Below are 26,288 nucleotides of genomic sequence, written 5' to 3' on the forward strand. Positions count from 1 at the left end.
TGATATCCCATACCGTAGAGGAAGGGCACCTTCTTAACACTTCCGCCGGCCGTCAGCCGATGCGCTCAAGGACCAGCGGTGTGGCCGCCGGCGGCGTCGCCGCGACCGTCACCGCACCGGCCGCGTCCGCCGCGGCGGCCGGAATCCGGGCCGCGTCGTCGGCGCGCAGCTCGTACAGCACATCTCCGGCCCGGACCGGGTCACCCGGCCTGCGGTGCAGCACCACCCCGGCGGCTGCGCTGACCGGGTCCTCCTTGCGTGCCCGGCCGGCGCCGAGCCGCCAGGCGGCGAGGCCGACGCCGTACGCGTCGACGCCTGTCACGTAGCCGTCCGATTCGGCCCGCACCACCTCGGTCTCGGCGGCGGCCGGCAGGGACGCCTCGGGATCGCCGCCCTGCGCCCGTACCATGGCCCGCCAGCTGTCCATGGCCCGGCCGTCCTTGAGCGCCTCGGCCGGGTCGACGTCGCCCAGCCCGACCGCGCCGAGCATCTCCCGGGCGAGCGCCAGCGTCAGCTCCACCACGTCCGCCGGGCCCCCGCCGGCCAGCACCTCGACCGACTCGGCCACCTCGACGGCGTTGCCCACCGCAAGTCCGAGCGGGGTGGACATGTCGGTGAGCAGGGCGACGGTCCGGACGCCGTGCGCGCCGCCCAACTCCACCATGGTGCGGGCCAGTTCCCGGGCATCGTCGGCGGACTTCATGAAGGCGCCCGAACCGACCTTGACGTCCAGCACCAGTGCCCCGGTACCCTCCGCGATCTTCTTGCTCATGATCGAGCTGGCGATCAACGGGATCGCCTCGACCGTCCCCGTGACGTCCCGCAGCGCGTACAACTTGCGGTCGGCCGGGGCCAGTTCGGCGCCCGCGGCGCAGACCACCGCGCCGACCTCAGCCAACTGGGTGAGGAACTCCCGGTTGCTGAGCGTCGCCCGCCAGCCCGGAATGGCCTCCAGCTTGTCCAGCGTGCCGCCGGTGTGCCCGAGGCCGCGCCCGGAGAGCTGCGGTACGGCCGCGCCGCAGGCCGCGACCAGGGGGGTCAACGGCAAGGTGATCTTGTCCCCCACCCCGCCGGTGGAGTGCTTGTCGACGGTCGGGCGGGGCACCGCGGACAGGTCGAGGCGCTCCCCACTAGCGATCATGGCGGCGGTCCACCGGGCGATCTCCGGCCCGGTCATGCCGCGCAGCAGGATCGCCATGGCCAGCGCCGCCATCTGCTCGTCGGCCACGTCGCCCCGGGTGTACGCCGAGACCACCCAGTCGATCTGGGCGTCGCTGAGCACCCCGCCGTCCCGCTTGGCGCGAATGACGTCCACCGCGGCGAACCCGGTCACTGATCCTCACTCTCCCAGCGGTTCGGGATCTCGGCCGGCGGGTCGCCCTCACCGGCCCAGAACATGGCTCCTCCGGCGTCCACCACGACCACCCGGGGGGTACGCGCCAGACCCCAGTCCACCGCCACCTCCGCGCCGTCCCAGGTGGGCCCCTCCTCCAGCACCCCGGTCTCCGCGTCGGCACCGGTGCCGGCGGACTTGTCCCAGTAGCCGGTCCACACCTGTCGGCCGGACGCGACGTCCGGATGCACGAAGACCGTGCCACGCCCGCGCCAGGCCGCCAGCCGCCGCGGCACCTCCGGGACCTCGGTCTCTCCCGTGATCGCGGTGAGGTCCTCGTTGTCGAACGCGTGCGGCAACAACTCCCGCATGGTCAGCGGGCCCGTCTTGCCCTCCACCAGGCAGTCCGGGCCGCCGTTCTCCCACAGCAACTGCCGGCACCGGCCGCACGGCATCAGCGGCTCGCCGGTGGCGTCGACGCAGGACAGCGCGCGCAGCCGACCACCGCCGGTGACGTGCAGCGAGGACACCACGCCGCATTCGGCGCAGAGCACCACGCCGTACGCCGCATTCTCCACGTTGCAGCCGACCACCACCCGGCCGTCGTCGACCAGGCCGGCGGCGCCCACCGGGAATTTCGAGTACGGGACGTACGCGTGCCGCATGGCCTCGGTGGCCGCCGCCCGCAGCCGGTCCCAGTCGATGTCGTGGTCGTTCACTGTTCCATCCTGCATCGCCGCTGGTCAGCCCTTGATGTAGGGCTTGCCGTCGGCAGCCGGCGCGCGCACCCTGCCGACCAGTCCGGCCACCGCCAGGATCGTCGCGAGGTACGGCAGCATGGCCAGGAACTGGCTCGGTATCACGCTGTTGATCAGGCTCAGGTAGGTGCTGAGCTGATCGGCGAAGCCGAAGAACAGCGCCGCCAGCAGCGCGCCGGTCGGGCTCCACCGGCCGAAGATCAGGGCGGCCAGCGCGATGAAGCCCTTGCCGCCGATCATGTTCTTGCTGAACGTGAAGGCCGCCAGGGTGTACGACGCCCCGCCGATCCCGGCCACCATCCCGGCGAGGGTGACATTGCGGTAGCGCAACGCCAGCACCTTCACGCCGAGGGTGTCCGCTGCCGTCGGATGCTCGCCGACCGACCGGGTGCGCAACCCCCACCGGGTGCGGAACAACGCCAGGTGGATCACCAGGACCAGCAGCAGCCCGACGTAGAGGAAGATATTGCCGCGGAACAGCGCGGGCCCGATCACCGGGATGTCGGACAGCAGCGGGATCTCCCAGGCCGGGAAGTGCGGGGCGCTGTTGTACCGCTGCGCCTCGGTCTGCATCAGCCGCTCGTACAGGAAGCCGGTGAGGCCGAGCGCCAGCAGGTTGAGAACCACGCCGATCACCACCTGGTCGACCAGGTAACGGATGGCGAAGACGGCGAGCAGCACCGAGATGAGGGAGCCGCCGACGGCACCGGCCAGCAGGCCCACCCACATGTTCTGGCTGATGCTGCCGAACAGCGCCGCGGAGAAGGCGCCCATCAGCAGTTGGCCCTCGATGGCCACGTTCACCACGCCGGACCGCTCGCAGAGCAATCCGGCCAGCGCCCCGAAGATCAACGGCAGGGCCAGGATGAAGGTACCGCGCACGATGTTCACCATCGGCATGAAGTTCTGCCCGGCCGGCGCGGCCGACACCTGCCAGCACAGGAAGGACAGCACCACCATGCCGATGCCGAGGACGAGCAGTGGGACGAGCCAGCGCCGGGTGCCGACCAGGAACAACGCGACGCCCGCCGCGACCGCGAGCACGCCGAACAGCACCGCGCCGAGCGTGCCGTTGATCGACAGGGCGGCGCCACCGGCATCCTCGCTGAGCGTGAACCGGGCCCGTTCGTCGGTCGCCAACGGGCCGAAGACCGCCGCCGCCAGCACACCGGCCGCGGTGAGACCGGCGCCCGCCTTGCGGCACCGCGTCCAGTAACCCTGGTCGACCGGCGCTACCGCGACGTCCTCCACAGCCACCGTGGACATTTAGCACTCTCCATTCGAGACCGCGCGGGACGCCTGCCGGAGCTGACCGCTTCGCGTCATCCGACTCACCAGCCCTTCGCGAGACTGGTCTGCAACCGCGCAGCCCGGGCCGCACGCAGCCGGAAGACCGCCTTCACCAGCGCCGGGGCCGCGATGAAGATGACGATCACCGCCTGCAGCACCGTGACCAGCTCCAGCGAGATACCGGCGTACGACTGCATCCGGTTGCCACCCGCCTGCAGCGCCCCGAACAGCAGCCCGGCCAGGGCGACCCCCCAGGGCTTGACCCGCCCGAGCAGGGCCACCAGGATCCCGTCGAAGCCGATCTGCGCGATCACCAGCGGGGTCAGCGCGCTCGCCGTGGTGCCGACCACCATGTTGGCGCCGCCCAGCCCGGCCAGCCCACCCGAAATCACCATCAGCAGCACGTACGTGCGGGTGACGCTGATGCCGGCGGTCCGGGCCGCGTCCGGATTGGCGCCCACGGCACGCAGCTCGAAGCCGAAGGTGGAGCGGTCGAGCAGCCAGGCCACCCCCCAGGTGGCCAGCACCGCGAGCAGGATGCCGACGTGCACCCGCAGGTCACCGCCGAGCAGCCTCGGGAGTTGGGCGGTCTCCAGGACCGGCTTGCTGATCGCGTCGCTGCGGTTGGGGTCCTGGACGCCACCCTGCACGATGATCCAGGCGAGGAAGTAGGTCGCGACGTAGTTCAGCATGATCGTGTTGATCACCTCGTGGGCCCCCGTGCGGGCCTTGAGGAAGCCGGGCAGGAAGCCCCAGGCGGCACCGCCGAGCGCACCGGCCAGCACGGCCACGAGGAGGTGCAGCACCGGCGGCAGCGGCAGCAGGAAACCCACCAGCCCGGCGAGCACCACGCCGATGATGGCCTGACCCTGCGCGCCGATGTTGAACAGACCGCCGCGGAAGGCGAGCGCCACGGCGAGGCCGGTGAGGATCAACGGAGTGGCGTAGGTGAGCGTCTCCGAGATCGGCTGGAAGACCGTTCGCCAGCCGGTCTCGCCGGCCAGCCAGCCGGACACCGACGCCGGGTCGAAGATCGCGCCCTTGAACAGGTTGGCGTAGGCGTCGCTGACGACCGACCAGGTCGCGTTCGCGGCGTCCGACGGGCGAGCCGTCAGGTACCCGTACGTGGCCAGCACCTCGGGGTCCGAGATGACGATCAGCACGGCGCCGATCAGCGTCGCCAGTACCAGGGCGAACACGGTCACCATCACCGTGTTTGCCGCCCACAGGTGCTGCAGGAACCGGTGGGTGAAGGACGGCTCTCCCGCCGTATCCGCGTCGGCGGCCGATGTGGCGTGCGCGGCGGCCTTCGCGGTCTCCGGTTCGGTCGCTGGCTCCTTGTCCGGGGACGAAGAGCTGGGCTCGGTCATGACTCTTCCTCGGTTACTGACGTGTCGGCGGCCGGCCGATCGGTGCGGCCGGCGGCGTCGGCAGCGGACTCGTCGGGGGCGGCGGCGGACTCGTCGGTGGGGACGACCGCAGCCGAATCGTCGGGCGCGTCGGCAGCCGGTTCGCCGGGGGCCGGGGTGGACTCAGCGGTGGAAGCGTCGGTTCCGGTGGCACCGACCACGCCCGCCGTGGTCCGGTCGGCGAGCGACTCGGGGACGACGCCGGCCATCAGCAGCCCGATCTCCTCCCGCGGCGTGTCCGGATCGACGATCGCCAGGATCCGGCCGCGATACATCACCGCCAGCCGGTCGGCCAGGCCGATCACCTCGTCCAGTTCGCTGGAGACCACCAGGACGGCCGTCCCCACCTCCCGCTCGTGGATGATCCGGCGGTGGATGAACTCGATCGACCCGACGTCCACGCCCCGCGTGGGCTGCGCGGCGACGAACAGTTTGAGCGGCCGGGACAGTTCCCGCGCCACGATCACCTTTTGCTGGTTGCCGCCGGACAGGGTGCTCACCGGCGCCTCGGCCGACCGGGTGCGGATGTCGAACTGCTCGATCCGCTCCCGGGCCGACCGGTTGATCTCCGCCGGACGCAGCGCCAGGCCGACGCCGAACGGCGGCTGGTCGTACATGTCGAGGACCAGGTTCTCGGCGACGCTGAACTCCTTCACCACGCCGTCGACGCTGCGGTCCTCGGGGACGTAGCCGACCCCGGCGCGCAGCACCCGCTTGGTCGGCCAGCCGTCGATCCGCTCCCCGGCGAGGGTGACCGTGCCGGCGAGCATGGGGCGCAAGCCCATGATGGCCTCGACCAGTTCGGTCTGCCCGTTGCCCTGCACGCCCGCGATGCCCAGCACCTCACCGGCCCGGACGGTCAGGTCGACACCGTCGACCGCCCGGTGGCCGCGGTCGTCGTCGGCCACCAGACCCTCGACGGTCAGCACCGGCTCGCCGGGGGTGGCCGGCTCCTTGTCCACCCGCAGGAGAACCGACCGGCCCACCATCAGCGCCGCCAGTTCGTCCTCGCTGTCGGTCGGTTGGGCGGTGGCCACCGTACGACCGCGCCGGATCACGGTGATCCGGTCCGCGATCGCCTTGACCTCCTTGAGCTTGTGCGTGATGAAGACGATCGACTTTCCGGCCGCCTTGAGCGACCGCATGACCGCGAGCAGTTCCTGGGTCTCCTGCGGTGTGAGCACGGCGGTCGGCTCGTCCAGGATGAGCAGGTCCACGTCGCGGGTGAGCGCCTTGACGATCTCGACCCGCTGCTGCACGCCGACCGGCAGGTCCTCGATCACGGCGTCCGGGTCCACCCGCAGGTTGTAGCGGGCCGAGACCTCCGCCACCTCCCGACGGGCCCGTCGCTTGTCCAGGACGCCGAGCAGCGGGGTACGGGTCTTCTCCGCTCCGAGCATCACGTTCTCGGTCACGGTGAACACCGGGACGAGCATGAAGTGCTGGTGCACCATCCCGATCCCGGCGGCGATCGCGTCGCCCGGTCCCTTGATCCGCAACGGTTGGCCGTCCACCAGGATCTCGCCCTCGTCGGGTTGCAGCAGCCCGTACAGGACGTTCATCAGGGTCGACTTGCCGGCGCCGTTCTCGCCGAGCAGCGCGTGGATCTCCCCCGGCTCCACCGTCAGGTCGATCTGGTCGTTGGCGACCAGGTCACCGAAGCGCTTGGTGATGCCGCGCAGTTCGAGTCTCAGCGCAACCTCCTGAGGTACGGGCCACCGGCTGCCGGCCACGGGCGACGGTGCGGCTTAGCGAGGTACGGTCCGGCGGCCGTACGCCACGGATGAGTTCTCCGCCAGCGCCAGTCCTCGGATGGACCGCCGGCCACCCGCGATGGTCTCATCGCGGGTGGCCGGCTAGCGCCTGGAGCTTACTTCTTTGGTTGGGCCGGGGAGGTGACGGTGACCTTCCCCGACACGATGTCCGCCTTGAGGGCCTCGATCTCGGCCTTCAACTCGGCCGGAACCTTGCTGTCGAACTCGTGGAACGGCGCCAGGGACACGCCGTTGTTCTCCAGCGTGCCGATCAGGCCGTCGCTCTGGGCGAGCTTGCCGTCGTTGGCCGCCTTGATCACGGCCTCCTTGACAGCGTCCTTGATGTTCTTCACCACTGTGGTGATCAAGGCAGGGCAGTTCGGCGTGCTCTCGCACCCGTCGGCGTCCACCCAGATGGCGCTGTACTTGCCGTTGGACGCCTGGGCGGCGGCGGTGGTGCCGAGGCCAGCGCCACCAGCGACCGGCATGATGATGTCGGCACCCTGGGCGACCAGCGAGTCGCTGATCTTCTTGCCCTCGTCCTGCTTCACGAAGTCGTTGGTGAAGGAGCCGTTCTGTGCGGCCTTGTCCCAGCCCAGCGCCTGCACCTTGGTGCCCTTGGCCTGGTTGTAGTGCGCGACGCCGTCGACGAAACCGTCCATGAAGATGGTCACCGGCGGGATCTTCATGCCGCCGTACGTGCCGACCTGCTTGGTCTTGGACATGCCCGCGGCCAGGTAGCCGGCCAGGAACGCGGCCTGCGCGGTGTCGAACTCCATCGGGAAGACGTTCTGCTCCGGCACGGTGGAGTCGACGATGCCGAACTGCTGATCCGGGTTCGCCTTAGCAATCTTGGAGGTGGCCGGGCCCATCAGGCCACCCACCGACAGGATGAAGTCGCACTTCTGGTTGACGTACTGGGTGAGGTTCGGCTCGTAGTCCGCCTCGGCCTTCGACGCGACGTACTTGGCCTTGATGTTCTTGTTCTCCTCCTCGGCGGCCTTGAGGCCCGCCCAGGCAGAGGCATTGAACGACTTGTCGTCGATGCCGCCGACGTCGGTCACCATGCAGGCGTTGTACTCCTTGGCGGCGGCATCGCCGCCGGCCTGGTCGTCCTGCGGCGCCTCGCCACAGGCGGCGGCGGTCAACGCCAGCGCGCCAACCGCGATCACCGATACGACCCGCATCCCACGCGCAGTGCGCAAGACGGTCTCCTTCCCAATGCACACCGCCGCGCGGTGGCAGCCCTGGACCGGCCGCCCACGGCGGCGACCGGCGCTCACGTTACGGACGGGAGCGTACGCGCGCGCCGTCCGACCGGCGACAATCGTGCAGGACTGTTGGACGCCCGTTACCCTCATGTGACACCCCGGGTGGGGGATGTCACGTTCCGGTTCGGTGGCCTGCGACCTGCGCTCCTGAACGTCCGTTTTGGGAGTCACCGAGAAACCGGGGCCGGTCGGGATCGGGTCAGCGCCAGAACACCGCCACCGCGACGTTGACAAGCGTCAACCCGATGATCGCCAGGAAGTGCCCACGGTTGACCGTCTCGCGCTTTCGGGAGAAGAACACCATCACAAAGATCATCAGGCCGATGATCAGCTTGGTGGCCAGCTTCGCGGGGGCCGGTTCGTCACCGTCCCGGAGCGGGGCGGCCAGACCAAGGCCGGCCAGCACCGCGAGGCCGGCGCCCCAGAGCATGGCGGGATTGACCCGCAGCCGACCGGTGACGTACTGCGCGACTGCGCCGCCGAACAGCAGCGCGAACCCGATCAGGTGCAGGTAGAGCAGGACGAGTCGGAGAGCTTCCACATCACACATCCTGCCCCACCTGCCTCACCCGCGTCGGGAGGGGTCACCCGATCGGCTGGAACATCAACCCACCATCGCCGCCGAGTCATCCCATCAGCGGTTCGGGGTCGCCGTCCCGAGCCTGGTCGGGCGAGCGACAACGGTGAGGACGAGGCCGACGGTGGCGTAGCCGACCAGGATCCAGACGGCCGGGCCAGCACCGGCGCCATCGAAGAAGGCGGCGGACCGGACCAGGGTTCCCCCGGCGCCGGCGGGTAGCCACTGGCCGATCTCCCCCCACGGCTGGGGTAGCAGTTCCGGTGCCGCGGCTACCGCGGACAGCGGGTTGCCGACCACGAAGAGCAACAGTGCCGCCAACGCGACGCCGGGCCGGCCGAGCAACGCGCCGAGCCCGGTGACGGTGGCCGCGGCGGCCAACGCGACCAACCCCACGGCCGCGGCGTTGCGCGGGTAGTCGCCGTCCAGCACCCCGAGCCAGCCCTGCAACACGGCGGTGGCGGCCAGGCCGGCGAGTAGGCCGTAGCCGAGCAGGCCGAGCAGCCGGCCGGCCCGGGACCGGACCGCCAGCACCAGGCCGACGCCGGCGAGCATGCTGGTCAGCACGAGCGGGAGGAATCCGGCGGCGAATCCACCGCCGCGCGGGTCGTCCGGTCCGCCGGCCACCACGTCACGCACCCGGACCGGCTGCCCGCCCCCGGCGGAGATCTGACCGGCCGCCTGGGTGAGCAGTGCGGCCACCGTCGGGCTGGCGCCGCTGGCGGTGTGCAGTGCGAGACCGTCCGGACCGAGCACGAACGCGGCGTACGCCTCGCGATCGCGCAACGCACGGTCGGCCGCTTCGGCGTCCGGCACCGTACTGATCTCGAAGGCTCCGGGCTGGGCGGCGGCGAGGCGGTCCCGCAGGCCGTCGGCGGCGGCCGGCGGACCGGCGACGACCACCGGCAGGTCGCGCGGGGCCACGTTGGCGGCGGGTGCCGAGAACAACGGCACCAGCAGCGCCTGCAGCGTCACCACGGCGACCGCGATCAGCATGGCGACCGTGGCGGGCGGGGGCACCCGGCGCGTCGGCGCTCGATCGGTCGTCGACTCCCCCGACGGGCGGTCCCGGGTCGGTGCGCTCATGGTTCCTCCTAAAACGAACGCTCATTCTTTTATGTGAGCGTGACACCGGCCCTGGCAACCGGTCAAGAACGAGCGTTCGTTCTAAAATGTGGGTCGTGCCACGCGTCTCCGCACAACACCTCGAGGCCCGACGACGGCAGATCCTCGCCGCCGCCCGCACCTGCTTCCTGCGGGACGGCTTCCACAACACCTCGATGCAGGACGTGATCACCGAGGCGGGGCTCTCCGTCGGCGCGGTCTACCGCTACTTCCGGAGCAAGAACGAGCTGATCACCTCGATCGCGGAGGAGGCGGTCGGAGGCGCCGGAACGTTGTTCGACGACCTCGCCGGCCGCCGGCCGCCGCCGACCCTGAACGAGGCGCTGACCGAGACGTGGAAGTTCGTCGATGCCCAGACCGGACCCGACGGGGCGACCCGGATCGCCATCCAGGTCTGGGGCGAGGCGCTGCGCGATCCGGAACTCGGCAAGTTCGTGGCCCGGATGTACTCGGAATTCCGCGCTCGTTTCGTGACGCTCGCCCAACTGGCGCAGCGCAACGGTGAATTGCCACCAGACGCCGACCCGGAGGCGGTCGGCGCGGCGTTGTACGCCCTGGTGCCCGGGTACGTCTTGCAACGCGTCCTGACCGGCTCCCCCGACTCGGCGACGTTCCTCGCCGGGGTCCGGACGCTGCTCGGCCTGCGGGAGCCGGGACCCGACAGGTCCGCGACCGCCTGACCGGCGACTGACGCCCGGCGTCCCAGCGGGACGTCGATCATCCGGTTCAACCGACGCAGGTTGGCCGTCTCGAAGGACTGGATGATGACCGGGTCCTTCCTGCCGGTCAGACCGTTGCGCCGGAGCACCGCCACCAGCGGCTCTTCCAGGGGCAGGCCAATCGACTGGAAGTAGCTGGGGTGCTTGGTCTCCGGGTAGATGCCGATGGTGCGCCCGCGCGCCCGGCCCTCGGTCCGGGCCAGATCGATGACCTCCTGGAGGGTCGGGACCTCGAACTGTCCGTCGAAGGCGGCGTTGGTCGGCCGCACCTGCGGCAGCCGCTCCTTCGCCTGCAGCGTCTTCAGCTCCGCCAGGGTGAATCCTCGGTGAACCAGCCGGTGACCGCGACGCCATCGATGGTCTTCGTCACCTTACGGCCGGCGAACTCGGGCCGGGTCGCCACGTCGGTGGTGCCGGAGATCTCGTTCTCGTGCCGGGCGACAAGCACACCGTCCCGGGTCGATACCAGGTCCGGCTCGATGTAGTCGGCACCCATCCGGATCGCCAGCCGGTACGCCGCAAGCGTGTGCTCCGGCCGGTAGCCGCTCGCGCCCCGATGGGCGATCACGATCGGCCGGTCGCCACGGGCCCGGTCCCGGTCATCGTCGCCGCGGGCCACCGCCGGCGCGGTGGGCACGGACACGACGCCGGCCAGCAACATCCCGGCCAGTCCAAGGACGCCGAGGGTACGTCTCCAAACCGGGCGAAGCGACGACCGACCGGTACGCGACTGACCGGCGGATGAATGTCCGGCAAGTGCCGGGTGGCCGTGAAGGCCGGGTGGTATGCAAGCCAGGATGGGGCTGCGGGACGTACGCGCGAGCTTTCTCCGGCACCCGGTGCGGCTCGTCCCGCTGGCTCTCGCCGGACTGATCGCGCTGGGCACCGGGCTGCTCATGCTGCCCTTCGCCACGGCCGAGCCCGGCTCCGGCGCTCCGTTGGTGGTGGCGCTCACCGCCGCCACCTCGGCGGCCTGCACGGCTGGGTACGACCTGGTCGACACGGGGTCGTACTGGTCGACTCCCGGACACGTGGTGATCGCCGCGCTCACCCAGATCGGCGGCATCGGCATCATGGCGTCGGCGCTGTTGCTGCTGCTCACCGCGTCCCGCCGGCTGGGTCTGCGCAACCGGCTGGTCCTGCAGGCCGAGTCGGTAGGCATCGGCTTCGGCAACGCCCGCCGCGCTCTGCTCCGGATCACTGTGACGATGATCTGCTGGGAGGCGGCGGTCGCGGTGTTGCTCACCGGCCGGCTGTGGCTGCACTACGACGTCGCCTTCGGCGCGGCGTTGTGGGACGGGGTGTTCCACGCCATCCAGTCCTTCAACAACAGCGGGTTCAGCACGCTCCCCGGGGGCTGGTCACCCTTCGTGGCCGACGCCTGGATGTGCCTGCCACCGACCATCGGGGTGATCGCTGGCTCGCTCGGCTTCCCGGTGCTTACCGAGTTACGCCACCATCTCACCCACCCCGAGACCTGGTCGGTGCACACCCGGCTCACCGTGGGCGGCTCCCTCATCCTGCTCGCCGTCGGATTCGTCTCGGTCGTTACCGGCGAGTGGAACAATCCGGACACTCTCGGCCCGCTGGCGGTGCCGGACAAGCTGCTCGCCGGCTTCGTGCAGGGCACCATCCCACGCTCCGGCGGGCTCGCCACGGTCAGCTATGCCGAGATGCGGGACACCACGGACGCCATCGTCTCAGCGCTCATGTTCGTCGGCGGCGGCAGCGCCAGCACCGCCGGCGGCATCAAGGTGACCACCTTCTTCCTGCTCGCCTACGTGATCTGGGCCGAGATCCGGGGGGAGCCGGACGTGGTGATCGGTCGGCGCCGGATCGCCCCGGCCGCCCAACGACAGGCGCTCACGGTCGCGCTGCTGGGCATCGGCGTGGTGGCCCTCAGCACCCTCGTCCTGGCCTGGTTGGAGCCGGGTTTCCGGTTCTACCGGGCGCTGTTCGAGGTGACCGCCGCCTGGTCCACCGCGGGGCTCAACACCGCCAATGTCGCCGGGTTCGGCACGGCGGCCCAGTACCTGCTGGCGGTGCTGGTGTTCCTGGGCCGGGTCGGGACGATCGGGGCCGCCAGCGCGCTGGCCCTGCGCACCCGGCACCGGCTCTACCGCTATCCGGAGGAGCGTCCCCTTGTCGGCTAGGCGGGGCCACGGTCCGGAGAGCCGGGACGTGGCGGTCATCGGATTGGGCCGGTTCGGCGGGCAGGTGGCCGAGTCGTTGAGCCGGCTCCGGCACGGCGTGCTCGCCATCGACATCGACCAACGTCGGGTGCAGCACTGGTCCTCCCAGCTCACCCAGGTGGTGCAGGCCGACGGCACGGACGAGGCGGCGCTGCGCCAACTCGGGCTACCCGAATTCGACCGCGTGGTGGTGGCCATCGGCAGGTCGCTGGACGCCAGCGTACTCACCGTGATCGCGCTCCAGGAACTCGGCGTGACCGACATCTGGGCCCGTGCCACCTCGGCTAAGCACGCCCGGATCCTTACCGCGGTGGGTGCCCGACGGGTGTTGTTCCCCGAGGCCGAGATGGGTGAGCGGATCGCCCATCTGATCGTCAGCCGGCTGCTGGACTACGCGGAGTTCGGCACCGACTTCGCGGTCGCCAAGACGCGGACGCCGGCCCGGCTCGTGGGGCGGCGGATCGACGAGATTCCGGACGACGACCGGCAGGGGGTGGCCATCGTCGGGGTGCACACCAGCGACGACCGGTTCGAGTACGCCCGACCAGAGGTGGTGATCCCGCCGGACGGCACGCTGATCGTGGAGGGCTCCATCGATCAGGTGCAGCGTTTCTCCGTCACCGACTGACCGGCCGGCTCAGTCGTCATCGTCGTCGTCATCGTCGCGATCCGCTTTGGCGGGCTTGGGCGCCTTCGGTTCCTTGGGCGCCTTGGGCTTGGTTGCCTTGGCTGGCTTGGTCGGCTTCTTGGCCGCCGTCCCGTCCTGGCCGGACCCACCGCCCGACTTCCCCGATCCGGCGGCCGTCCCCCCAATCCCGGCGGTCGAAGGCGCGACACTCGGTGCGCCGGCCACCCCGGAGAGCCGCACCTCGCAGGTCTCGTCGCCCAGGTGGAAGGTGACCGGGAGCGGATTCCCGCCGGCGCCGTAAGCGCCGGTGAGCCGCACGGCCGCGGAGCCGTTCGCCGGCAACGCGGAACCGGACGTCGGCCGCACCGTCACCTGCCTGCCGTGTTGCTCCAGGGCCGCCGGTCCGCCCCCGGTGAGCCGCTGATCGGCGGGGAACGCGAAGGTCAATCGCCAGTCCGCGGCAGGCTCCGCGCCGGTGTTGGTGACGGTCAACGCGGCGTCGAAGCTCGTGCCGGTGTCCGCACGTAGGGCGTAGTCGACCCGGCAGGCCGGATCGCGAGATTCGGCGGCCATGGCCGCCACCGCGCGGTCCGCACCACCGGCCGGGGTACGGGAGGTGACCGCCCACACCGCGCCGGTGCTGCCGACCAGCCCGGCCGCGACCGCGGCGGTCACCAGGGTGCGCCGCCGAGCCGCCCGACGGGTGTTCGTCGATCGCGCGTACCCGAGGGCGTCGGTGGCCACGGACGACGGCAGGATCGTGGTGCCGGCGCTGGCCAGCACGTCGGGGTCGGCGTCGGGAGACGTCCCCACCGGAGCCGGGGAGACCGGCAGCACGGCCGCGACGCCGATCGCGTCGGCCAGCACGCGGGCCAGGTCGGCGCTGTCCGGCCGGCCGCCCGGGTCCTTCACGAGGCACCGCTCGCACATGGCGGCCACCTCGTCGGGCAGGTCGGGAATGGCCGGCAGCGGCTCCGGATCCAGGAACAGGTGAGCCCGGACCAGCTCGGTCTTGGTCCGGGCCGGCCACGGCAGCCGGCCGGTCAGGCTCCGGTAGAGCAGCAGCCCCAGGGCGTACACGTCGGCGGCAGCGCTGACCTTGCCCTCGTCGAGCCGCTCGGGTGCCAGGTAGGCGGGTGTGCCGAGCAGCTGGCCACCCGGCTCCGACTCCCGCTCCCCGACCAGCGCCGAGATGCCGAAGTCCACGACCTTCACGCCACCGCGGGTGAGCATGACGTTTCCGGGTGTCACGTCCCGGTGGACGATGCCACGGGCGTGCGCGGTGGCCAGCGCGCCGGCCACCTCCGCGCAGACGGCCACCGCCTCCCGCCAGGGCAGCGACCCGCCACGGGCCAATCGGGCGGACAGCGGCTCACCGTCCACCAGCTCCATCACCACGTACGGCAGGGTGGCGTCGCCCTCGACGGACTCGCCGTAGTCGTACACGTTCGTGATGTGCGGGTGGCACAGCCGCGCCGCGGCCTTGGCCTCCATCCGTATCCGGTGCCGGAACGCCCGGTCGGTGGCAAGCTGCGGCGCCAGCACCTTGACCGCCACCTGCCGGCCCAGCACCTCGTCGTAGCCGCGCCAGACCACCGACATCCCGCCGGCGCCGAGACGCTCGACGAGCCGGTAGCGGTCACCCAGGAGTCGCGTGTTCGGCTTCCCAGAACCCATGAACCAGGTAGTTGCCCGACAGCACGCAAAATAATCGTGCCGGGGCGGGTTGTTGCCCGATCGTCACGTTCCGGCCAGGAGCTGGTCGACCGGCGCGTACTCGTCGGTGAGGATCCGGGCGTCAGCCACGAACGACCGGAGTTCATCGCCGGTGAGCAGGGAGACCGGTTGAATGCCCGGCTCGCCGAGCCGCTCCCGCAGTTCGACGAGGGGCAGCGGGACCATCGACGCGACGATCACGAAGTTGGCCCCCTCCTGGCCGGCCACGGCCGCCGGCGGGGCGATCAGGGCCAGATGCGGAAACTCCGCCCCCACGGTGGCCAACTCGGCCCGGACGAACCGGGCCGGCGGATAGTCGATCACGTTCTGCACGTACACGCCGTCGGACCGGAGGACCCGCCGGATCTCCGCGACCATCTCCCGGGTGGCCAGGTGCCAGGGCACCACAAGGTGACCGAACGCGTCCCCGACCACCAGGTCCGCGCTCGCCGTCGGATGTCGGCCGAGCAACATCCGGGCATCGCCGACGCCGACCGTGAGGTCCGGCCCGGCGCGTACGCCGAGTTCACGCCGGTCCAGCTCCACCAGCCCACCGTCGATCTCGAACACCGTGTTGCTGGTCCCCGGCCGGGTGGCGGTGAGATACCGCGGCATGGTGAACCCACCCCCGCCCAGGTGTACGGCGTCCAGCCGGCGGCCGGGCGGGGCCTGCGCGTCGGCCACCGCACCGAACCACTTCGTGTACGCGAACTCCAGGTGCCGCGGATCGGCCAGGTCGACGTACGAGTGCTGGGCGGAGTTGAGCACCAGCGTGCGCCCGGATGGCCGGGTCGGATCGGTCTCCACCCGCGCGCAGTGGTACGCGGTCTCCACGTCGCAGGGCGTCGGCGCGACCCCGGTGAGCGTCGCGCCGAGGAGCCCGACCACCGCCGCCACCGCCCGCGCCCGGGGCTGGCCCGGCAGCTCGGTGCGGGACCGGTGCCGCAGGTATCCGGCGAGCGCCAGGCCGGTGAGCCCGAGTAGCGCCGCGAGGCTGATCAGGATGGCTGTCGTCGACAGCGCGGCCACCAGCACGAAGCCGGTACCCAGGGTGGCGGTGATGCCGCCCAGCGTGCCGATGCTGGACAGCTTGCCCACCACCTGACCGGTTCGCCGCAGATCGCCGAGCTGGAGCTTGACCACGAGCGGGGTCACCGCCGACAGCAGCACCGCGGGGACGAACACGGCCAGCGCGGCGAGCAGCAGGATGGCCGCGACGGCGCCGCCGCGGAGCACCTCCCCCGCGTACCGGACGATCGGCAGGGTGACCGCCGTGGCGATGCCGGCCAGGATGAACGCCGGAGCGAGCAGCGGACGCGGATCCAGCCGGTCGGCCAGCCGGCCGCCAAGCCACGCCCCGTACGCGATGGCGGCCAGTGCCACCCCGATCACCGAGCTGGTGACCTGGAGTGTGACGCCCAGGTATGGGCCGACGAGGCGCAACGCCGCCAGTTCCAGGACCAGCACGGCACCGCTGGAGAGGAACACCAGGGCGGCGGCGAGTTCGTTCGGCAGGACCTCCGGCCGCGGTGGCTCCGCCGTCGCGGAGGCGGCGGACTTCGCGGCGTGCGGCTCGATCGCCTCGTCGGGTGCAGGGTTCACCGCTGCGATGCTACGCAGCCCGACGCCGGGAAGGGCTAGATCATCGAGAGATGAACGTGGTTCGTGTGATCGGCCGCCGGACTGCCGCCACCGCTGTATGCCCGCCAGCCGGTGCCGGGCATCCAGATCTGCCGATACCAGATCACGTAGAGCACGCCGAGCCGGCTGGCGTTCTTGACGTAGAAGGCGGCGAGCCGGTCCCCGTACGACTTGTCCCCGCCGGTGGCGCTGCGGTTCTCGAAGCCACCCGCGGCGGCCGAGAAGTCGCAGGCCCGGCCCTTGGGGTGTTCACCGCCACCGCCGCTGCGGAAGCAGGAGGTGTGCCGGGTGAAGCCAGCCCCCCGCGCCTGCTGGTACGCGTGCAGGGTCCGTGGGGTGATGCAGCCGGAGGTGGTGGGATCGTCGACGGAGCATGACTCACTCGGCCAGGATCCGTCGGAGTTGCGTGGCGCGGGCTTGGCCGCCCGGGAACTGGCGCTGACGAAGCCACCGGAAGTCTGGCCACCCACCTCGGCGAGCGCCCGCTCGGCGTCCCGCTTCTTCTGGGCGAGCACCGCGACCTGCCGCTGCTGCTCGCGTACCTCGTTGTCGATGGCGGCCTTGGCGGCCGCGACGTCCGCACGGGCCTGGGCCAGCTCCCGGAGCTGCTCGTTGTCCCGCTGGGCGAGCATTTCCAGTTGGCGGGCGCGCTCCAGGAACTCGTCCGGGTTCGCGCTGCCCATCATCACGTCCACCGGGCCCAGCCGACCCACCTGGTACGACCGGGACGCCACCGCCCCGGCCGACACGGTGACCAGACTCAGCCGCTGTTCCACCTGGCCCAGGTCGGCGGCGAGCTGGCGCTGGCGCTTGGCCGACGCGTCCAGCTTGGCCTGCGCCTCCACGTGCCCCTTCGCGGCTGCCTCCAGGACGACCCGCAGCTTCTTGCTGTCGCCCTCGTCGCCGGGGCTTGACCCCGGCTCGGCGAACGCGGGTGTGCCGACCACGCCGAGCGCGGCGGTCAACACCACGACCAGGATCAGGCGCAGTCCGGGTACGGCCGCCGTCCCTCTCACAAGTGTCGTCCCCTCCATCGGGCCGCCTCCCCCGATCGGCGGCGACCCGCCGTGGCGGCGACCCCCATGCGCCGGCACGGCGGGTGGAGGCCGCCGGACAGCCTACCGGAGGGTACGCGCCAATGGTGCCCCACGAGCCACTTCAGTACCGCCCGTCACAGTCTCACCACGGCTGCGGGACATCGTCGAAGAAGAATCCGCCGCTCGGGCCGTCGGCCGGCAGGCTGGCCAGCCGGACCGGCGTGGCCGCACCCTGCTCCGGCGATCGGTGCCCCTCGGCGTTCATGTCGGTCGCGCAGGCACCCGGATCGGCGGCGTTCACCTTGATCGGGGTGTCCCACAGCTCGTTCGCGTACGCCACCGTCACCGCGTTCACCGCGGTCTTCGAGGTGTTGTAGGCCAGGAAGGCGCTGCGGTGGTAGTCCGACGCCGGGTCGGTGATGCGACCCAGCGAACCCAACTCACTGGAAAGGTTGACGATCCGACCGGCCGGGGAGCGGCGCAGCAGCGGCAAGAAGGCGTTTGTCACCGCCACCACTGCGAACACGTTCGTCTCGTAGGTGCGCCGCAGCACGTCCAGCGGGGTCGCGCTCGGCGTCGGCGCCGCGTCCAGCCAGATCGCCGCGTTGTTGACCAGGGCGTCCAGCCGGCCGTACGAGCGGTGCACCTCGGCCGCCGCGGCGGCCACCGACTCCTCGTCGGCGACGTCGAGCGGCAGGTACGTGGCCTGGTGCCCGTCGGCCACCAGCTTCTCGACCGCGGCCCGACCCGGTTCCGTTGACCGGGCCCCGACCAGCACCTGGAAGCCGGCGACGGCCAGTCCGCGCGCGATCGCGTACCCGATGCCCCTGTTTGCCCCCGTGACGAGGGCGATCCGTTCGTCCATGCCGACCACCGTGCGGCGCGGCGCGGCGCCGGGGAAGGCACCCGTCAACCAGGGACCGGCGGTCCCTGGCTGGCCGGCATACCGCCGAGCGATGATTGCCCCGTGCACCGTGACCAGCTCGCCGCGTTCCTGCGCGATCGTCGGGCCCAGGTACGGCCGGCCGATGTCGGCCTGCCGGTCGGCTCCCGGCGCCGCACCCCCGGCCTGCGTCGGGAGGAGGTCGCCCAGCTGGCCGGTATCTCCGTGGACTACTACAACCGGCTTGAGCAGGCCCGGGCGCCACGACCGTCCCGGCAGGTCCTGGGCGCGCTGGGCCGGGCGCTGCGGCTCCATCCGAACGAGCGGGCCCACCTGTTCCGGTTGGCTGGCGAGCCGCCCGAGCCGCCGAATCGGCCCACCGGTGAGGTGCCGACCGGCATCCGGCACCTGCTCGATCTGCTCACCGACACCCCGGCGTACGTCATCGACGCGCGCTACGAGCTGCTCGCCTGGAACCCGCTCGCGGCGGTGGTGCTCGGCGATCCGGACGACTGGGCACCGGACGAGCGGAATCTGGCCTGGCGGTGTTTTCTCGGCAGTCCACCGGCCGATTTCACCGATCCGCACGTCGTGGCGTTCGCCGCCGAATGCGTGGCGGATCTGCGTGCCGCGACGATCCGGTATCCGGACGATCCGGTGATCAGCGAATTGCTGACGACGCTCTCCGACGTCCCGGAGTTCCACCGGCTGTGGCGACGCCACCAGGTGTGCGTGCCGAGCGTGGCGACCCCGCAGCGGTTCGTCCACCCGGCGGTGGGGGCGGTGCACCTGACCCGCGAGGTGCTGGAGCTGCCCGAACACGGCCAGCGGCTGATGCTGCATACCGCCACGCCGGGCAGCCGGTCGGCGGACGCGCTGCGGCTGCTGTCCACGCTGGTGGCGAGTCCCCGGCAGATGCACTTACCGCCCTGACTCAGCGCGACACCAGCGCGCGCGCCAACGGCCGCCGCGCCAGGCGGCTCAGGGGAGCAGGGCGTCCCGCACGTCCCGCCAGATCCGCTCGTTCGCGGCGATCAGCAATCCGCGCCGGTCGTCGGCCGGGTGGTAGTCGGTGCCGTCGAATCGCCGGGCCACCCCGCCCGCCTGACGGGCCAGCAGCACCCCGGGTGCGTGATCCCAGGGCAGGGTGCGCCAGAAGAGGATGAACTGGTGCCGCCCGGTGAGCAGGTCGAGGTATTCCCGGCCGGCGCAGTGCTGGCCGCCAAGCAGCTCACCGACGTGCCGACCGCCGGCCGTCACCTCGGCACGCAGGTCGGCCGGCAGGAACCGGGTCATCGCCGTGCCCCGCAGCTCGGCCAGCGGGTGCCCGTCGGGGGCCGGGCCGTCGAAGGACGTCACCGGCTGTCCGTTCAGCCGGGTCGGTACGCCGGACGCGGCCACGGCCAGCTCGTCCGCCAGCGGGTCGAGGATCCAGCTCGCCACCAGCTCGCCGGCCCGTTGCAAGGACACCATCAGGGCGAACGGCCGCCGCCCGGCGGCGAAGTTGGCGGTCCCGTCGACCGGATCGACAAGCCACACCTCGCCGGGGCCGACCAGGTGCCCGAGCAGTTCCGGTTGCTCGGCGACGGCTTCCTCGCCGACCACCACCGACCCGGGCAGCAACTCCCGCAGCCGATCGGCGATGAGCGTCTCCGCCTCCCGGTCGGCGACGGTGACCACTTCTCCCGGTGCCTTCTCCGTGATATCGGCATCGTCGAGCTGCCGGAACATCGGCAGGACCACGCTGTCAGCGGCCTCCCGCAACAGCGCGCCGACCTCGTCGAGCGGTACCTCAGCCACGTGGCGGCAGCTTGACCACGCTGACGAAGAACTCGTCGATCTGCCGGACCACCGCGATGAACCGTTCGAAGTCGACGGGCTTCGTCACGTACGCGTTCGCGTGCAGTTGGTAGCTGCGCAGGATGTCCTCGTCCGCCTGGGACGTGGTGAGCACCACGACCGGGATCTGCCGGAGCTGCTCGTCTCTCTTGATCTCGGCGAGCACCTCCCGGCCGTCCCGGCGGGGCAGGTTCAGGTCCAGCAGGATGAGGTCGGGGGCGGCGGCGTCGGCGAACCGACCCTCACGGCGCAGGTACGCGAGCGCCTCGTCGCCGTCCGAGACGACCGTGAGCCGGTTGCGCAGCTTGTGCTCCTCGAACGCCTCCTGCGTCATCAGGACGTCACCGGGGTCGTCCTCGACGAGGAGCACCTCGATCGGGCTCTTGCCGTCCGCGGGTGCGGTCATGCCACCGTCTCCTTCATCCCACCAGTTTCCCCTGCCGGGCCCGTCCCGGGCCGCTGGATCCCGTCACTCGTGGTCGCGCCCACACCGTCGCCGGGCTGGGTGCCGCCGCCATCGCCATCGCCATCGACCGCGGCGCCGGCCGTACCCGCGCCGGCCTCGTCGTCGGTGCCCGCCGCGGGATCCGGGCCCTCGCCGCCCGTCCGTTCCGCTGCGTCCGTGAGCACCGGCAGGGTGAACCGGATGGCGCTACCGCCGGTCACCTCGGCGTCGACCCAGACGCGACCGCCGTGATACTCCACGATCTTCTTGACGATCGCCAGGCCGATCCCGGTGCCGGGGTAGGCATCCTTGGAGTGCAGGCGCTGGAAGATCACGAAAATCTTGTCGGCGAACTCCGGTTCGATGCCGATGCCGTTGTCCCGGCAGGTGATCTCCCACTCGTCGCCCACCCGCTCGGCGGAAACGTGCACCTTCGGAGGGACGTCCGGTTTGCGGAACTTCACCGAGTTGCTGACCAGGTTCGCGATCAGGTTTGTCAGCAGGGCCTCCTCGCCCCGCACCACTGGCAGCTCCGACCAGGTCAGTTCCGCGTCGGTGTACTGGCGGGCGGCCTCCGTCTGCCCCGCCACGTCACCCATCACCTTGTTCAGGTCGACCTCGGTGAAGCCACTGGTCAGTCGGCCGATCCGGGAGAAGGCGAGCAGGTCGTTGATCAACCGCTGCATCCGCTGCGCGCCGTCCACGGCGAACGCGATGTACTGGTCGGCCCGTTCGTCGAGCTGGCCGGCGTACCGGCGTTGCAGCAGCTGGCAGAAGCTGGACACCTTGCGCAGCGGCTCCTGCAGGTCGTGCGAGGCGACGTAGGCGAACTGCTCCAGGTCCCGGTTGGAGCGGACCAGTTCCTCGGCCTGCTTCTGCAACTGTTCGTTTGCCTGTTCGATGCTCGCCCGCGCGTCACGGACCTCGGCCAGGTCGGCGGCGATCTTGCGACGCATGGCTTCCACGTCGCCCGCCAGCCCGGCCACCTCCGGTGGCCCCACCCGCTCGATGACCCGGGAATAGTCCCCGGTGGCCACCTCGCGCACCTGGCCGGCCAGCGCGGTCACCGGGCCGATCACCAACCGGTTGAGCGACACCAACAGCGCGACGCCGGCCACCAGCACCACCGCGGCCGCCACGATCAGCAGCACCACCAGGACGTTGCCGGTCGACTCCACCCTGCTGGCGTTCTCCTGACGGAGTTCGAGGATCGACTGCTGGAGGTCGCCGATCGCGGCGCGCAGGTCGTCGAACTGCTGCCGGGTGGCGTCGGTGAGCAGGGCCTGCCCCGCCGCCCGCCCGTCGGCCCGAGTCGCCGCGATCACCGGTTCGGCCACGGACTGCCGCCACTGCTCGGCCTGCCGCTCCACCTCCGCCAGCTCGGCCCGGGCCGCGGGCTGGTTCCCCAGCAGCCGGTTCAGCTGGTCGACGGCCGCCCGCTCCTGGGTCCGCCCCACCTCGTAGGGTTCGAGTTCGTCGGCCTGCTCGGTGACGGCGAAGCCGCGGACCCCCGTTTCCTGGTTCACCAGAGCATTGAGCAGGATCTCGCCCTGCACCCGGAGCGGGCCCGTGACGTTCAGCACCCGCTCGGTGGCCTGCCTGTTCTGCGCCGCGACCACCGCCTCGGCCAACGCGAGCCCGGCGAGCACCAGACCGACGGTCACACACAGCGTCACCACCCGGCGGCGCAACGACCACCCGGTGTCCCTGCTCATCGACCCCTCCCCCGGCATACCAGCAGCATGGCCACGTCGTCGGCGAGCGGCCCGCCGTTGATCTCCTCGGCCCGGCCCACCAACCATCCCGGCAGTTCCGGGAGCGGGACCCGCCCGGTCGCCGGCTCGCCCAGCAGTCCGCTCAACCCCGGCACGTCCAGCCGGTCCACGCCGGTGCCGACCCGCCCCTCGATCAGCCCGTCGGTGTACATGAGCAACGACCAGTTCTCGGTGGCCAGGTCAAGCTCGTACGCGACCGGCCGGCGCGGTCGTACGCCCAGCAGCAGGCCACCCGGGGCCGGCACCGGCGCGACCTTGCCATCGGCGAGCAGCAGCGGTGGCGGATGCCCGGCCAGCCGCACGGTGGCCCGGTTGGCGACCAGGTCAAGTCGGGTGGTGGCGACCGTCGCGAAGATCTCCTGTAGCCGGCGCTCACTCATCAGCACCTGCTCCAGCGCCGGCAGCACCTCGTCGTCCGGCACCCGGGCCAGCACCAGCGCCCGCCAGGCCACCCGCAGTTCGACGCCGAGGGCGGCCTCGTCCACGCCGTGCCCGCACACGTCGCCCACGATCAGGTCGACGCGGTCCGGCGCGGTCTGCACCACGTCGAAGAAGTCACCGCCGATCAGCGCCGCGTGCCGGCCGGGCCGGTAGAACGTGTGCACGCTGACCTGGTCGGTGTCCATCAGCGGCTGCGGCAGCAGGCCGCGTTCCAACCGGGCCGACTCGGCCTGGCGCAACTCGACCTCGCGCAGTCGCCGGGTGTTCTCGTCGGCCCGTTTCCGCTCCACGGCATAACGCAACGAGCGAGCCAGCAGCACCCCGTCGACCTGGCCCTTGACCAGGTAGTCCTGGGCTCCTTCGGCGACCGCCGCGACGCCGAGGTGCTCGTCGGACCGGCCGGTGAGGACGCAGACCGCGGCCCGGTCGGCCATCACCAGCACCTGACGCAGCCCGTCCAGGCCCTGCGCGTCCGGCAGGCCGAGGTCGAGCAGCACGCAGTCCACCCCGGCGACCCGCTGCCGGGCCTGGTTCAGGCTGGTCGCGACCACCAGGTCGATCGCGGCGCCGGTCTCGGCGAGCAGTTCACCGACCAGGAAGGCGTCGCCCTCGTCGTCCTCCACGAGCAGCACCCGGAGCCGCTCCCCCGGCGGCAGGACCGGCTTGCCGCCGAACCCGCCGTGCGGGTAGCCCCGAGCCACGACGGATGAACCGGTCAACTCGCCGCCTCCACTCGTCGGGCTCCCCGGATCGGGCGGGGAGGCTCGGTACTGATGTCGGGCTCCTTCTCGGTCAGCCCGCTGATCGTCTATCAGGCGGCACCGGCCACACAACATTACTGGCCGTGAACACCGCCCGCCATGCCACCCGACGGCCGAGCGGGTCACCAGCACACGGGCGACCGCCGTCGAGATCCGGGGCTTTCGACCGGTCCGGTCGTCCTGCATGATGACACCCCGCCGCACCACCAGGAGGCAACCGTGCAGACCCCGGTCCGTCCCGCCGAACGGGCGCTGGCCCGTCCCCGGCGCCGCGGTTTGGCCGCCGCCGCGGCGATCCTGGTCCTGCTCGCGGTCGCCGTCGCCGCCCTGGCCAACCTGCGCAATCCGGCGCCCCGGGACGCGGCGGCGCCGGCCGCGGAGTTCAGCGCGGCGCGGGCGTACGCCCATGTCGAGATCATCGGCCGGGAGACGCACGTGGCCGGCAGCCCGGCCAACGACCGGGTACGCGAGTATCTGGTGGACAACCTGCGCCGCGCCGGCCTGGAGACCGAGGTGCAGGACACGGTGGCCGCCGAGGCCGGTCAGGAGACCGGTGAGCACGGCGCCGCGTTCGCCCGGGTGCGCAACGTCGTGGCCCGGCTACCGGGAACCCAACCGACCGGCACCGTCTTCCTGGTCGCGCACTACGACTCGGTGCAGGTGGGTCTCGGGGGCAACGACGACGCCGCGGGCACCGCGGCGCTGCTGGAGGTGGCGAGCGCGCTGAGCGCTGGGCCGCGGCCGCGCAACGACGTCGTGATCGTGCTCACCGACGCCGAGGAGGCGTGCCTGTGCGGCGCGTCCGGGTTCGCCGCCGGCCACCCGCTGGCCAAGGGCGGTGGGGTGGTGCTCAACCTGGAGGCCCGGGGCAGCACCGGGCCGCCGATCATGTTCGAGACGTCCGCCCGCAACGAACGGCTGGTGCGGGCGTACGGCCGGGCGGCACCGCACCCGATCGGCACCTCGTTCGCGGTGGAGATCTACCGGCTGCTGCCCAACGACACCGACTTCACCGCGTTCGTCCAGCGCGGCTTCGTCGGGCTGAACTCGGCTTACATCGACGGCGCGGCGATCTATCACACCCCGCTGGACACCCCGGCCCGGATGGACCGCTCCACCCTCCAGGCGCACGGCGACAACGCGCTCGCCCTGGCCCGCGAGTTCGGCGGCACCGACGTGGCTCGACTGACCGCCGGCGGGGACGCCACCTACTTCCCGGTCCCGGGCGGGCTGGTCCGTTATCCGGGCTGGTTGACCTGGCCGCTGGCCGGGCTGGCGCTGCTCGCCGCCGGCGCGCTGGCCGTCCTGGCCCGGCGCCGGGGCGTGACCAGTTGGCCCCGGCTGGCCGCCGGGTTCGCCCTCGCCCTGATCCCGATCGTGCTGGCGCCGATCGCCGCGTACCTGTTCTGGCGGGCGGTCACCGCGCTGCGGCCGGGCTACGCGGAGCTGCTCGACCCGTACCGTCCACTGTGGTATCGATTGGCCGTGGTGGCGCTGGCCGCCACGGTCCTGCTCACCTGGTACGCGCTGACCCGGCGACGGACCGGGCCGGCGGCGCTGGCGATCGGCGGGCTCGGTTGGCTGGCCGCGCTCGGCCTGGTGCTGGCCGCGGTCACGCCCGGCGGCTCGTACCTGGTCACCCTGCCGGCGCTGGCCGGCGCGCTCGCCGGCCTGGTGGCCCTCGCCACCCGGCCGTCCGGGCCATGGCCCGTGGTCGTCTGCGTCCTCGCGGCGATGGTCGGGATCCTCGTCCTGGTGCCGACCGTGGCGCTGCTGTTCCCGGCGCTCGGGATGGCGATGGGCGGGGTGGCCGCGCTGCTCGCCGTGCTCCTCGGGCTGTCCGCGCTGCCCGTGCTCGACCTGCTGTTCCCCGGGGCGGGCGGCCACCGGGGGATGGCCGCGCTGCGGGCCCGGCGAATGGGCGCCGCGCCCGGCCTGGCAGCCGGGCTGGCCACGGTGGTCCTCGCCGGGGCAGGGCTCGCCGTCGACCGGTTCGATGCCGCCCATCCCGCGCCCACCCACCTGATGTACGCGCTGGACGCGGGCGCCGGCACCGCACGCTGGATCAGCCGGGAGTCCGACCCGCAGCCGTGGACCGACCAGTACGTCGACGATCGAGAGCCGCTTGCCGACTTCCCGGCGATCGGCGACGAGGAAGTGTCCAGCGGGCCGGCCGAGGCGGCGCCGCTGCCGGCGCCGGCCGTCGAGGTGCTCGCCGACACCCGGGCCGGCGACGAGCGGACGCTGCGGGTCCGGGTCCGGCCGCAACGCCCCGGGGTACGGCTGGTGTCGCTGCACGTCGCCGCGTCGACGGCGACGGTCAGCCGGGCCACGGTGGCCGGTCGCCCGGTGCCGATCCGGGCGGTCGCCGTGGATTCCGGGGAGACCGGCCCGGCCGGTGGCCCACCCGGCCTGGTCGGTGCCTCCGACGAGGGACCGTGGTCCTGGGGGATGATCTTCCACGCTCCGCCGGGCGACGGGGTGGAGGTGGAACTGGTCCTCCGTCCGCGTGACGGGGCAGTCGAATTGCGCGCGATGGACGCCAGCGACGACCTGTCGGCGGTGCCGGGTTTCCGGCCCCGGCCGCCCGGCGTCGGTGTGGCCGGTTCGCACAGCTCCGAGATGCTCGCGGTGGCCCGCACCTACTCGCTGTAGCCCCCACACCCCCACACCCCCGGTCCCCCGCCCACACCC

The 26,288-nt window shown here is 71.8% G+C and carries 21 protein-coding genes and 1 pseudogene; 5 read left to right on the plus strand and 17 right to left on the minus strand.

Annotation, left to right across the window (positions count from 1 at the left end; all coding sequences use genetic code 11):
* Nucleotides 1-52: 52 nt before the first annotated feature.
* The 8 genes from ACFQUZ_RS18425 to ACFQUZ_RS18460 form a co-directional block, all read right to left on the minus strand.
* On the minus strand, nucleotides 53-1,333 hold the full coding sequence (locus ACFQUZ_RS18425; protein WP_377443707.1) for a thymidine phosphorylase: 1,281 nt from the start codon (nucleotides 1,331-1,333) through the stop codon (nucleotides 53-55).
* Nucleotides 1,330-2,052 carry a cytidine deaminase gene (locus ACFQUZ_RS18430; RefSeq protein ID WP_377443709.1) on the minus strand — a complete coding sequence of 241 codons (723 nt, stop codon included), beginning with the start codon at nucleotides 2,050-2,052 and terminating at the stop codon, nucleotides 1,330-1,332. The genes ACFQUZ_RS18425 and ACFQUZ_RS18430 overlap by 4 nt, the downstream gene beginning before the upstream one ends.
* A 24-nt stretch (nucleotides 2,053-2,076) precedes the next feature.
* Nucleotides 2,077-3,357, minus strand: a complete 1,281-nt coding sequence (locus ACFQUZ_RS18435) for an ABC transporter permease (RefSeq protein ID WP_377443711.1) — start codon at nucleotides 3,355-3,357, stop codon at nucleotides 2,077-2,079.
* A 65-nt stretch (nucleotides 3,358-3,422) separates the two neighbouring features.
* The gene (locus ACFQUZ_RS18440) at nucleotides 3,423-4,751 is read right to left on the minus strand and encodes an ABC transporter permease (RefSeq protein WP_377443712.1); all 1,329 of its coding nucleotides are present in this window, start codon (nucleotides 4,749-4,751) and stop codon (nucleotides 3,423-3,425) included.
* Nucleotides 4,748-6,523: an ABC transporter ATP-binding protein gene (locus tag ACFQUZ_RS18445; protein ID WP_377443714.1), complete on the minus strand. Its 1,776-nt coding sequence runs from the start codon at nucleotides 6,521-6,523 to the stop codon at nucleotides 4,748-4,750. Before ACFQUZ_RS18445 ends, ACFQUZ_RS18440 begins: the two co-directional genes overlap by 4 nt.
* A gap of 137 nt (nucleotides 6,524-6,660) precedes the next feature.
* Entirely contained in the window at nucleotides 6,661-7,731 is a 1,071-nt protein-coding gene (locus tag ACFQUZ_RS18450; protein ID WP_377443761.1) for a BMP family protein, read from the minus strand.
* Nucleotides 7,732-8,014: 283 nt separating this feature from the next.
* Nucleotides 8,015-8,356, minus strand: coding sequence for a hypothetical protein (locus ACFQUZ_RS18455; RefSeq protein WP_377443716.1), 342 nt, complete (start codon nucleotides 8,354-8,356; stop codon nucleotides 8,015-8,017).
* Between the two features lie 93 nt (nucleotides 8,357-8,449).
* Complete coding sequence (locus ACFQUZ_RS18460) at nucleotides 8,450-9,478, minus strand: hypothetical protein (RefSeq protein ID WP_377443718.1); 1,029 nt, start codon at nucleotides 9,476-9,478, stop codon at nucleotides 8,450-8,452.
* Between the two features lie 95 nt (nucleotides 9,479-9,573).
* On the opposite strand from ACFQUZ_RS18460, the gene ACFQUZ_RS18465 reads away from it, so the two are divergent.
* On the plus strand, nucleotides 9,574-10,197 hold the full coding sequence (locus tag ACFQUZ_RS18465) for a TetR/AcrR family transcriptional regulator (protein ID WP_377443720.1): 624 nt from the start codon (nucleotides 9,574-9,576) through the stop codon (nucleotides 10,195-10,197).
* Nucleotides 10,198-10,219: 22 nt separating this feature from the next.
* On the opposite strand, the pseudogene ACFQUZ_RS18470 reads toward ACFQUZ_RS18465, so the two are convergent.
* Nucleotides 10,220-10,897: pseudogene (locus tag ACFQUZ_RS18470) on the minus strand (glycerophosphodiester phosphodiesterase family protein); the annotation flags it as partial.
* Between the two features lie 136 nt (nucleotides 10,898-11,033).
* Between ACFQUZ_RS18470 and ACFQUZ_RS18475 the strand changes: the two are divergent.
* Both ACFQUZ_RS18475 and ACFQUZ_RS18480 read left to right on the plus strand, forming a co-directional pair.
* A complete protein-coding gene (locus ACFQUZ_RS18475) occupies nucleotides 11,034-12,389 on the plus strand; it encodes a potassium transporter TrkG (RefSeq protein WP_377443722.1) in 1,356 nt (451 codons plus the stop codon).
* Nucleotides 12,379-13,056: a potassium channel family protein gene (locus ACFQUZ_RS18480; RefSeq protein ID WP_377443724.1), complete on the plus strand. Its 678-nt coding sequence runs from the start codon at nucleotides 12,379-12,381 to the stop codon at nucleotides 13,054-13,056. The genes ACFQUZ_RS18475 and ACFQUZ_RS18480 overlap by 11 nt, the downstream gene beginning before the upstream one ends.
* A 9-nt stretch (nucleotides 13,057-13,065) precedes the next feature.
* On the opposite strand, the gene ACFQUZ_RS18485 is transcribed toward ACFQUZ_RS18480, so the two are convergent.
* The 4 genes from ACFQUZ_RS18485 to ACFQUZ_RS18500 form a co-directional block, all read right to left on the minus strand.
* A complete protein-coding gene (locus tag ACFQUZ_RS18485) occupies nucleotides 13,066-14,733 on the minus strand; it encodes a protein kinase (RefSeq protein ID WP_377443726.1) in 1,668 nt (555 codons plus the stop codon).
* Between the two features lie 63 nt (nucleotides 14,734-14,796).
* Complete coding sequence (locus ACFQUZ_RS18490) at nucleotides 14,797-16,287, minus strand: fused MFS/spermidine synthase (protein WP_377443763.1); 1,491 nt, start codon at nucleotides 16,285-16,287, stop codon at nucleotides 14,797-14,799.
* A 122-nt stretch (nucleotides 16,288-16,409) separates the two neighbouring features.
* Nucleotides 16,410-17,447: a coiled-coil domain-containing protein gene (locus tag ACFQUZ_RS18495; RefSeq protein ID WP_377443728.1), complete on the minus strand. Its 1,038-nt coding sequence runs from the start codon at nucleotides 17,445-17,447 to the stop codon at nucleotides 16,410-16,412.
* A 145-nt stretch (nucleotides 17,448-17,592) separates the two neighbouring features.
* The gene (locus ACFQUZ_RS18500; protein ID WP_377443730.1) at nucleotides 17,593-18,315 is read right to left on the minus strand and encodes an SDR family oxidoreductase; all 723 of its coding nucleotides are present in this window, start codon (nucleotides 18,313-18,315) and stop codon (nucleotides 17,593-17,595) included.
* A 102-nt stretch (nucleotides 18,316-18,417) separates the two neighbouring features.
* On the opposite strand from ACFQUZ_RS18500, the gene ACFQUZ_RS18505 reads away from it, so the two are divergent.
* Complete coding sequence (locus ACFQUZ_RS18505) at nucleotides 18,418-19,266, plus strand: helix-turn-helix transcriptional regulator (protein WP_377443732.1); 849 nt, start codon at nucleotides 18,418-18,420, stop codon at nucleotides 19,264-19,266.
* Between the two features lie 48 nt (nucleotides 19,267-19,314).
* Here the strand turns inward: ACFQUZ_RS18505 and ACFQUZ_RS18510 are convergent, their stop codons facing one another.
* The 4 genes from ACFQUZ_RS18510 to ACFQUZ_RS18525 are packed head-to-tail and all read right to left on the minus strand — an operon-like array spanning nucleotide 19,315 to nucleotide 23,534.
* A complete protein-coding gene (locus ACFQUZ_RS18510; RefSeq protein WP_377443734.1) occupies nucleotides 19,315-20,133 on the minus strand; it encodes an inositol monophosphatase family protein in 819 nt (272 codons plus the stop codon).
* Nucleotides 20,126-20,578: a response regulator gene (locus ACFQUZ_RS18515; protein WP_377443736.1), complete on the minus strand. Its 453-nt coding sequence runs from the start codon at nucleotides 20,576-20,578 to the stop codon at nucleotides 20,126-20,128. Before ACFQUZ_RS18515 ends, ACFQUZ_RS18510 begins: the two co-directional genes overlap by 8 nt.
* Nucleotides 20,575-22,332, minus strand: coding sequence for an ATP-binding protein (locus tag ACFQUZ_RS18520; protein WP_377443738.1), 1,758 nt, complete (start codon nucleotides 22,330-22,332; stop codon nucleotides 20,575-20,577). The genes ACFQUZ_RS18515 and ACFQUZ_RS18520 overlap by 4 nt, the downstream gene beginning before the upstream one ends.
* Nucleotides 22,329-23,534 carry a PP2C family protein-serine/threonine phosphatase gene (locus ACFQUZ_RS18525; protein ID WP_377443765.1) on the minus strand — a complete coding sequence of 402 codons (1,206 nt, stop codon included), beginning with the start codon at nucleotides 23,532-23,534 and terminating at the stop codon, nucleotides 22,329-22,331. Before ACFQUZ_RS18525 ends, ACFQUZ_RS18520 begins: the two co-directional genes overlap by 4 nt.
* 279 nt (nucleotides 23,535-23,813) lie before the next feature.
* Here ACFQUZ_RS18525 and ACFQUZ_RS18530 point away from each other — a divergent pair, with 279 nt between their 5' ends.
* Nucleotides 23,814-26,249 (plus strand): M28 family peptidase, encoded by a 2,436-nt coding sequence (locus tag ACFQUZ_RS18530; protein WP_377443739.1) that lies wholly within the window; start codon nucleotides 23,814-23,816, stop codon nucleotides 26,247-26,249.
* Nucleotides 26,250-26,288: the final 39 nt, after the last annotated feature.

Origin of the sequence: Plantactinospora sp. GCM10030261 (assembly GCF_042666615.1) — a bacterium.
In the GTDB taxonomy this organism is placed as follows: Bacteria; Actinomycetota; Actinomycetes; order Mycobacteriales; family Micromonosporaceae; genus KBS50.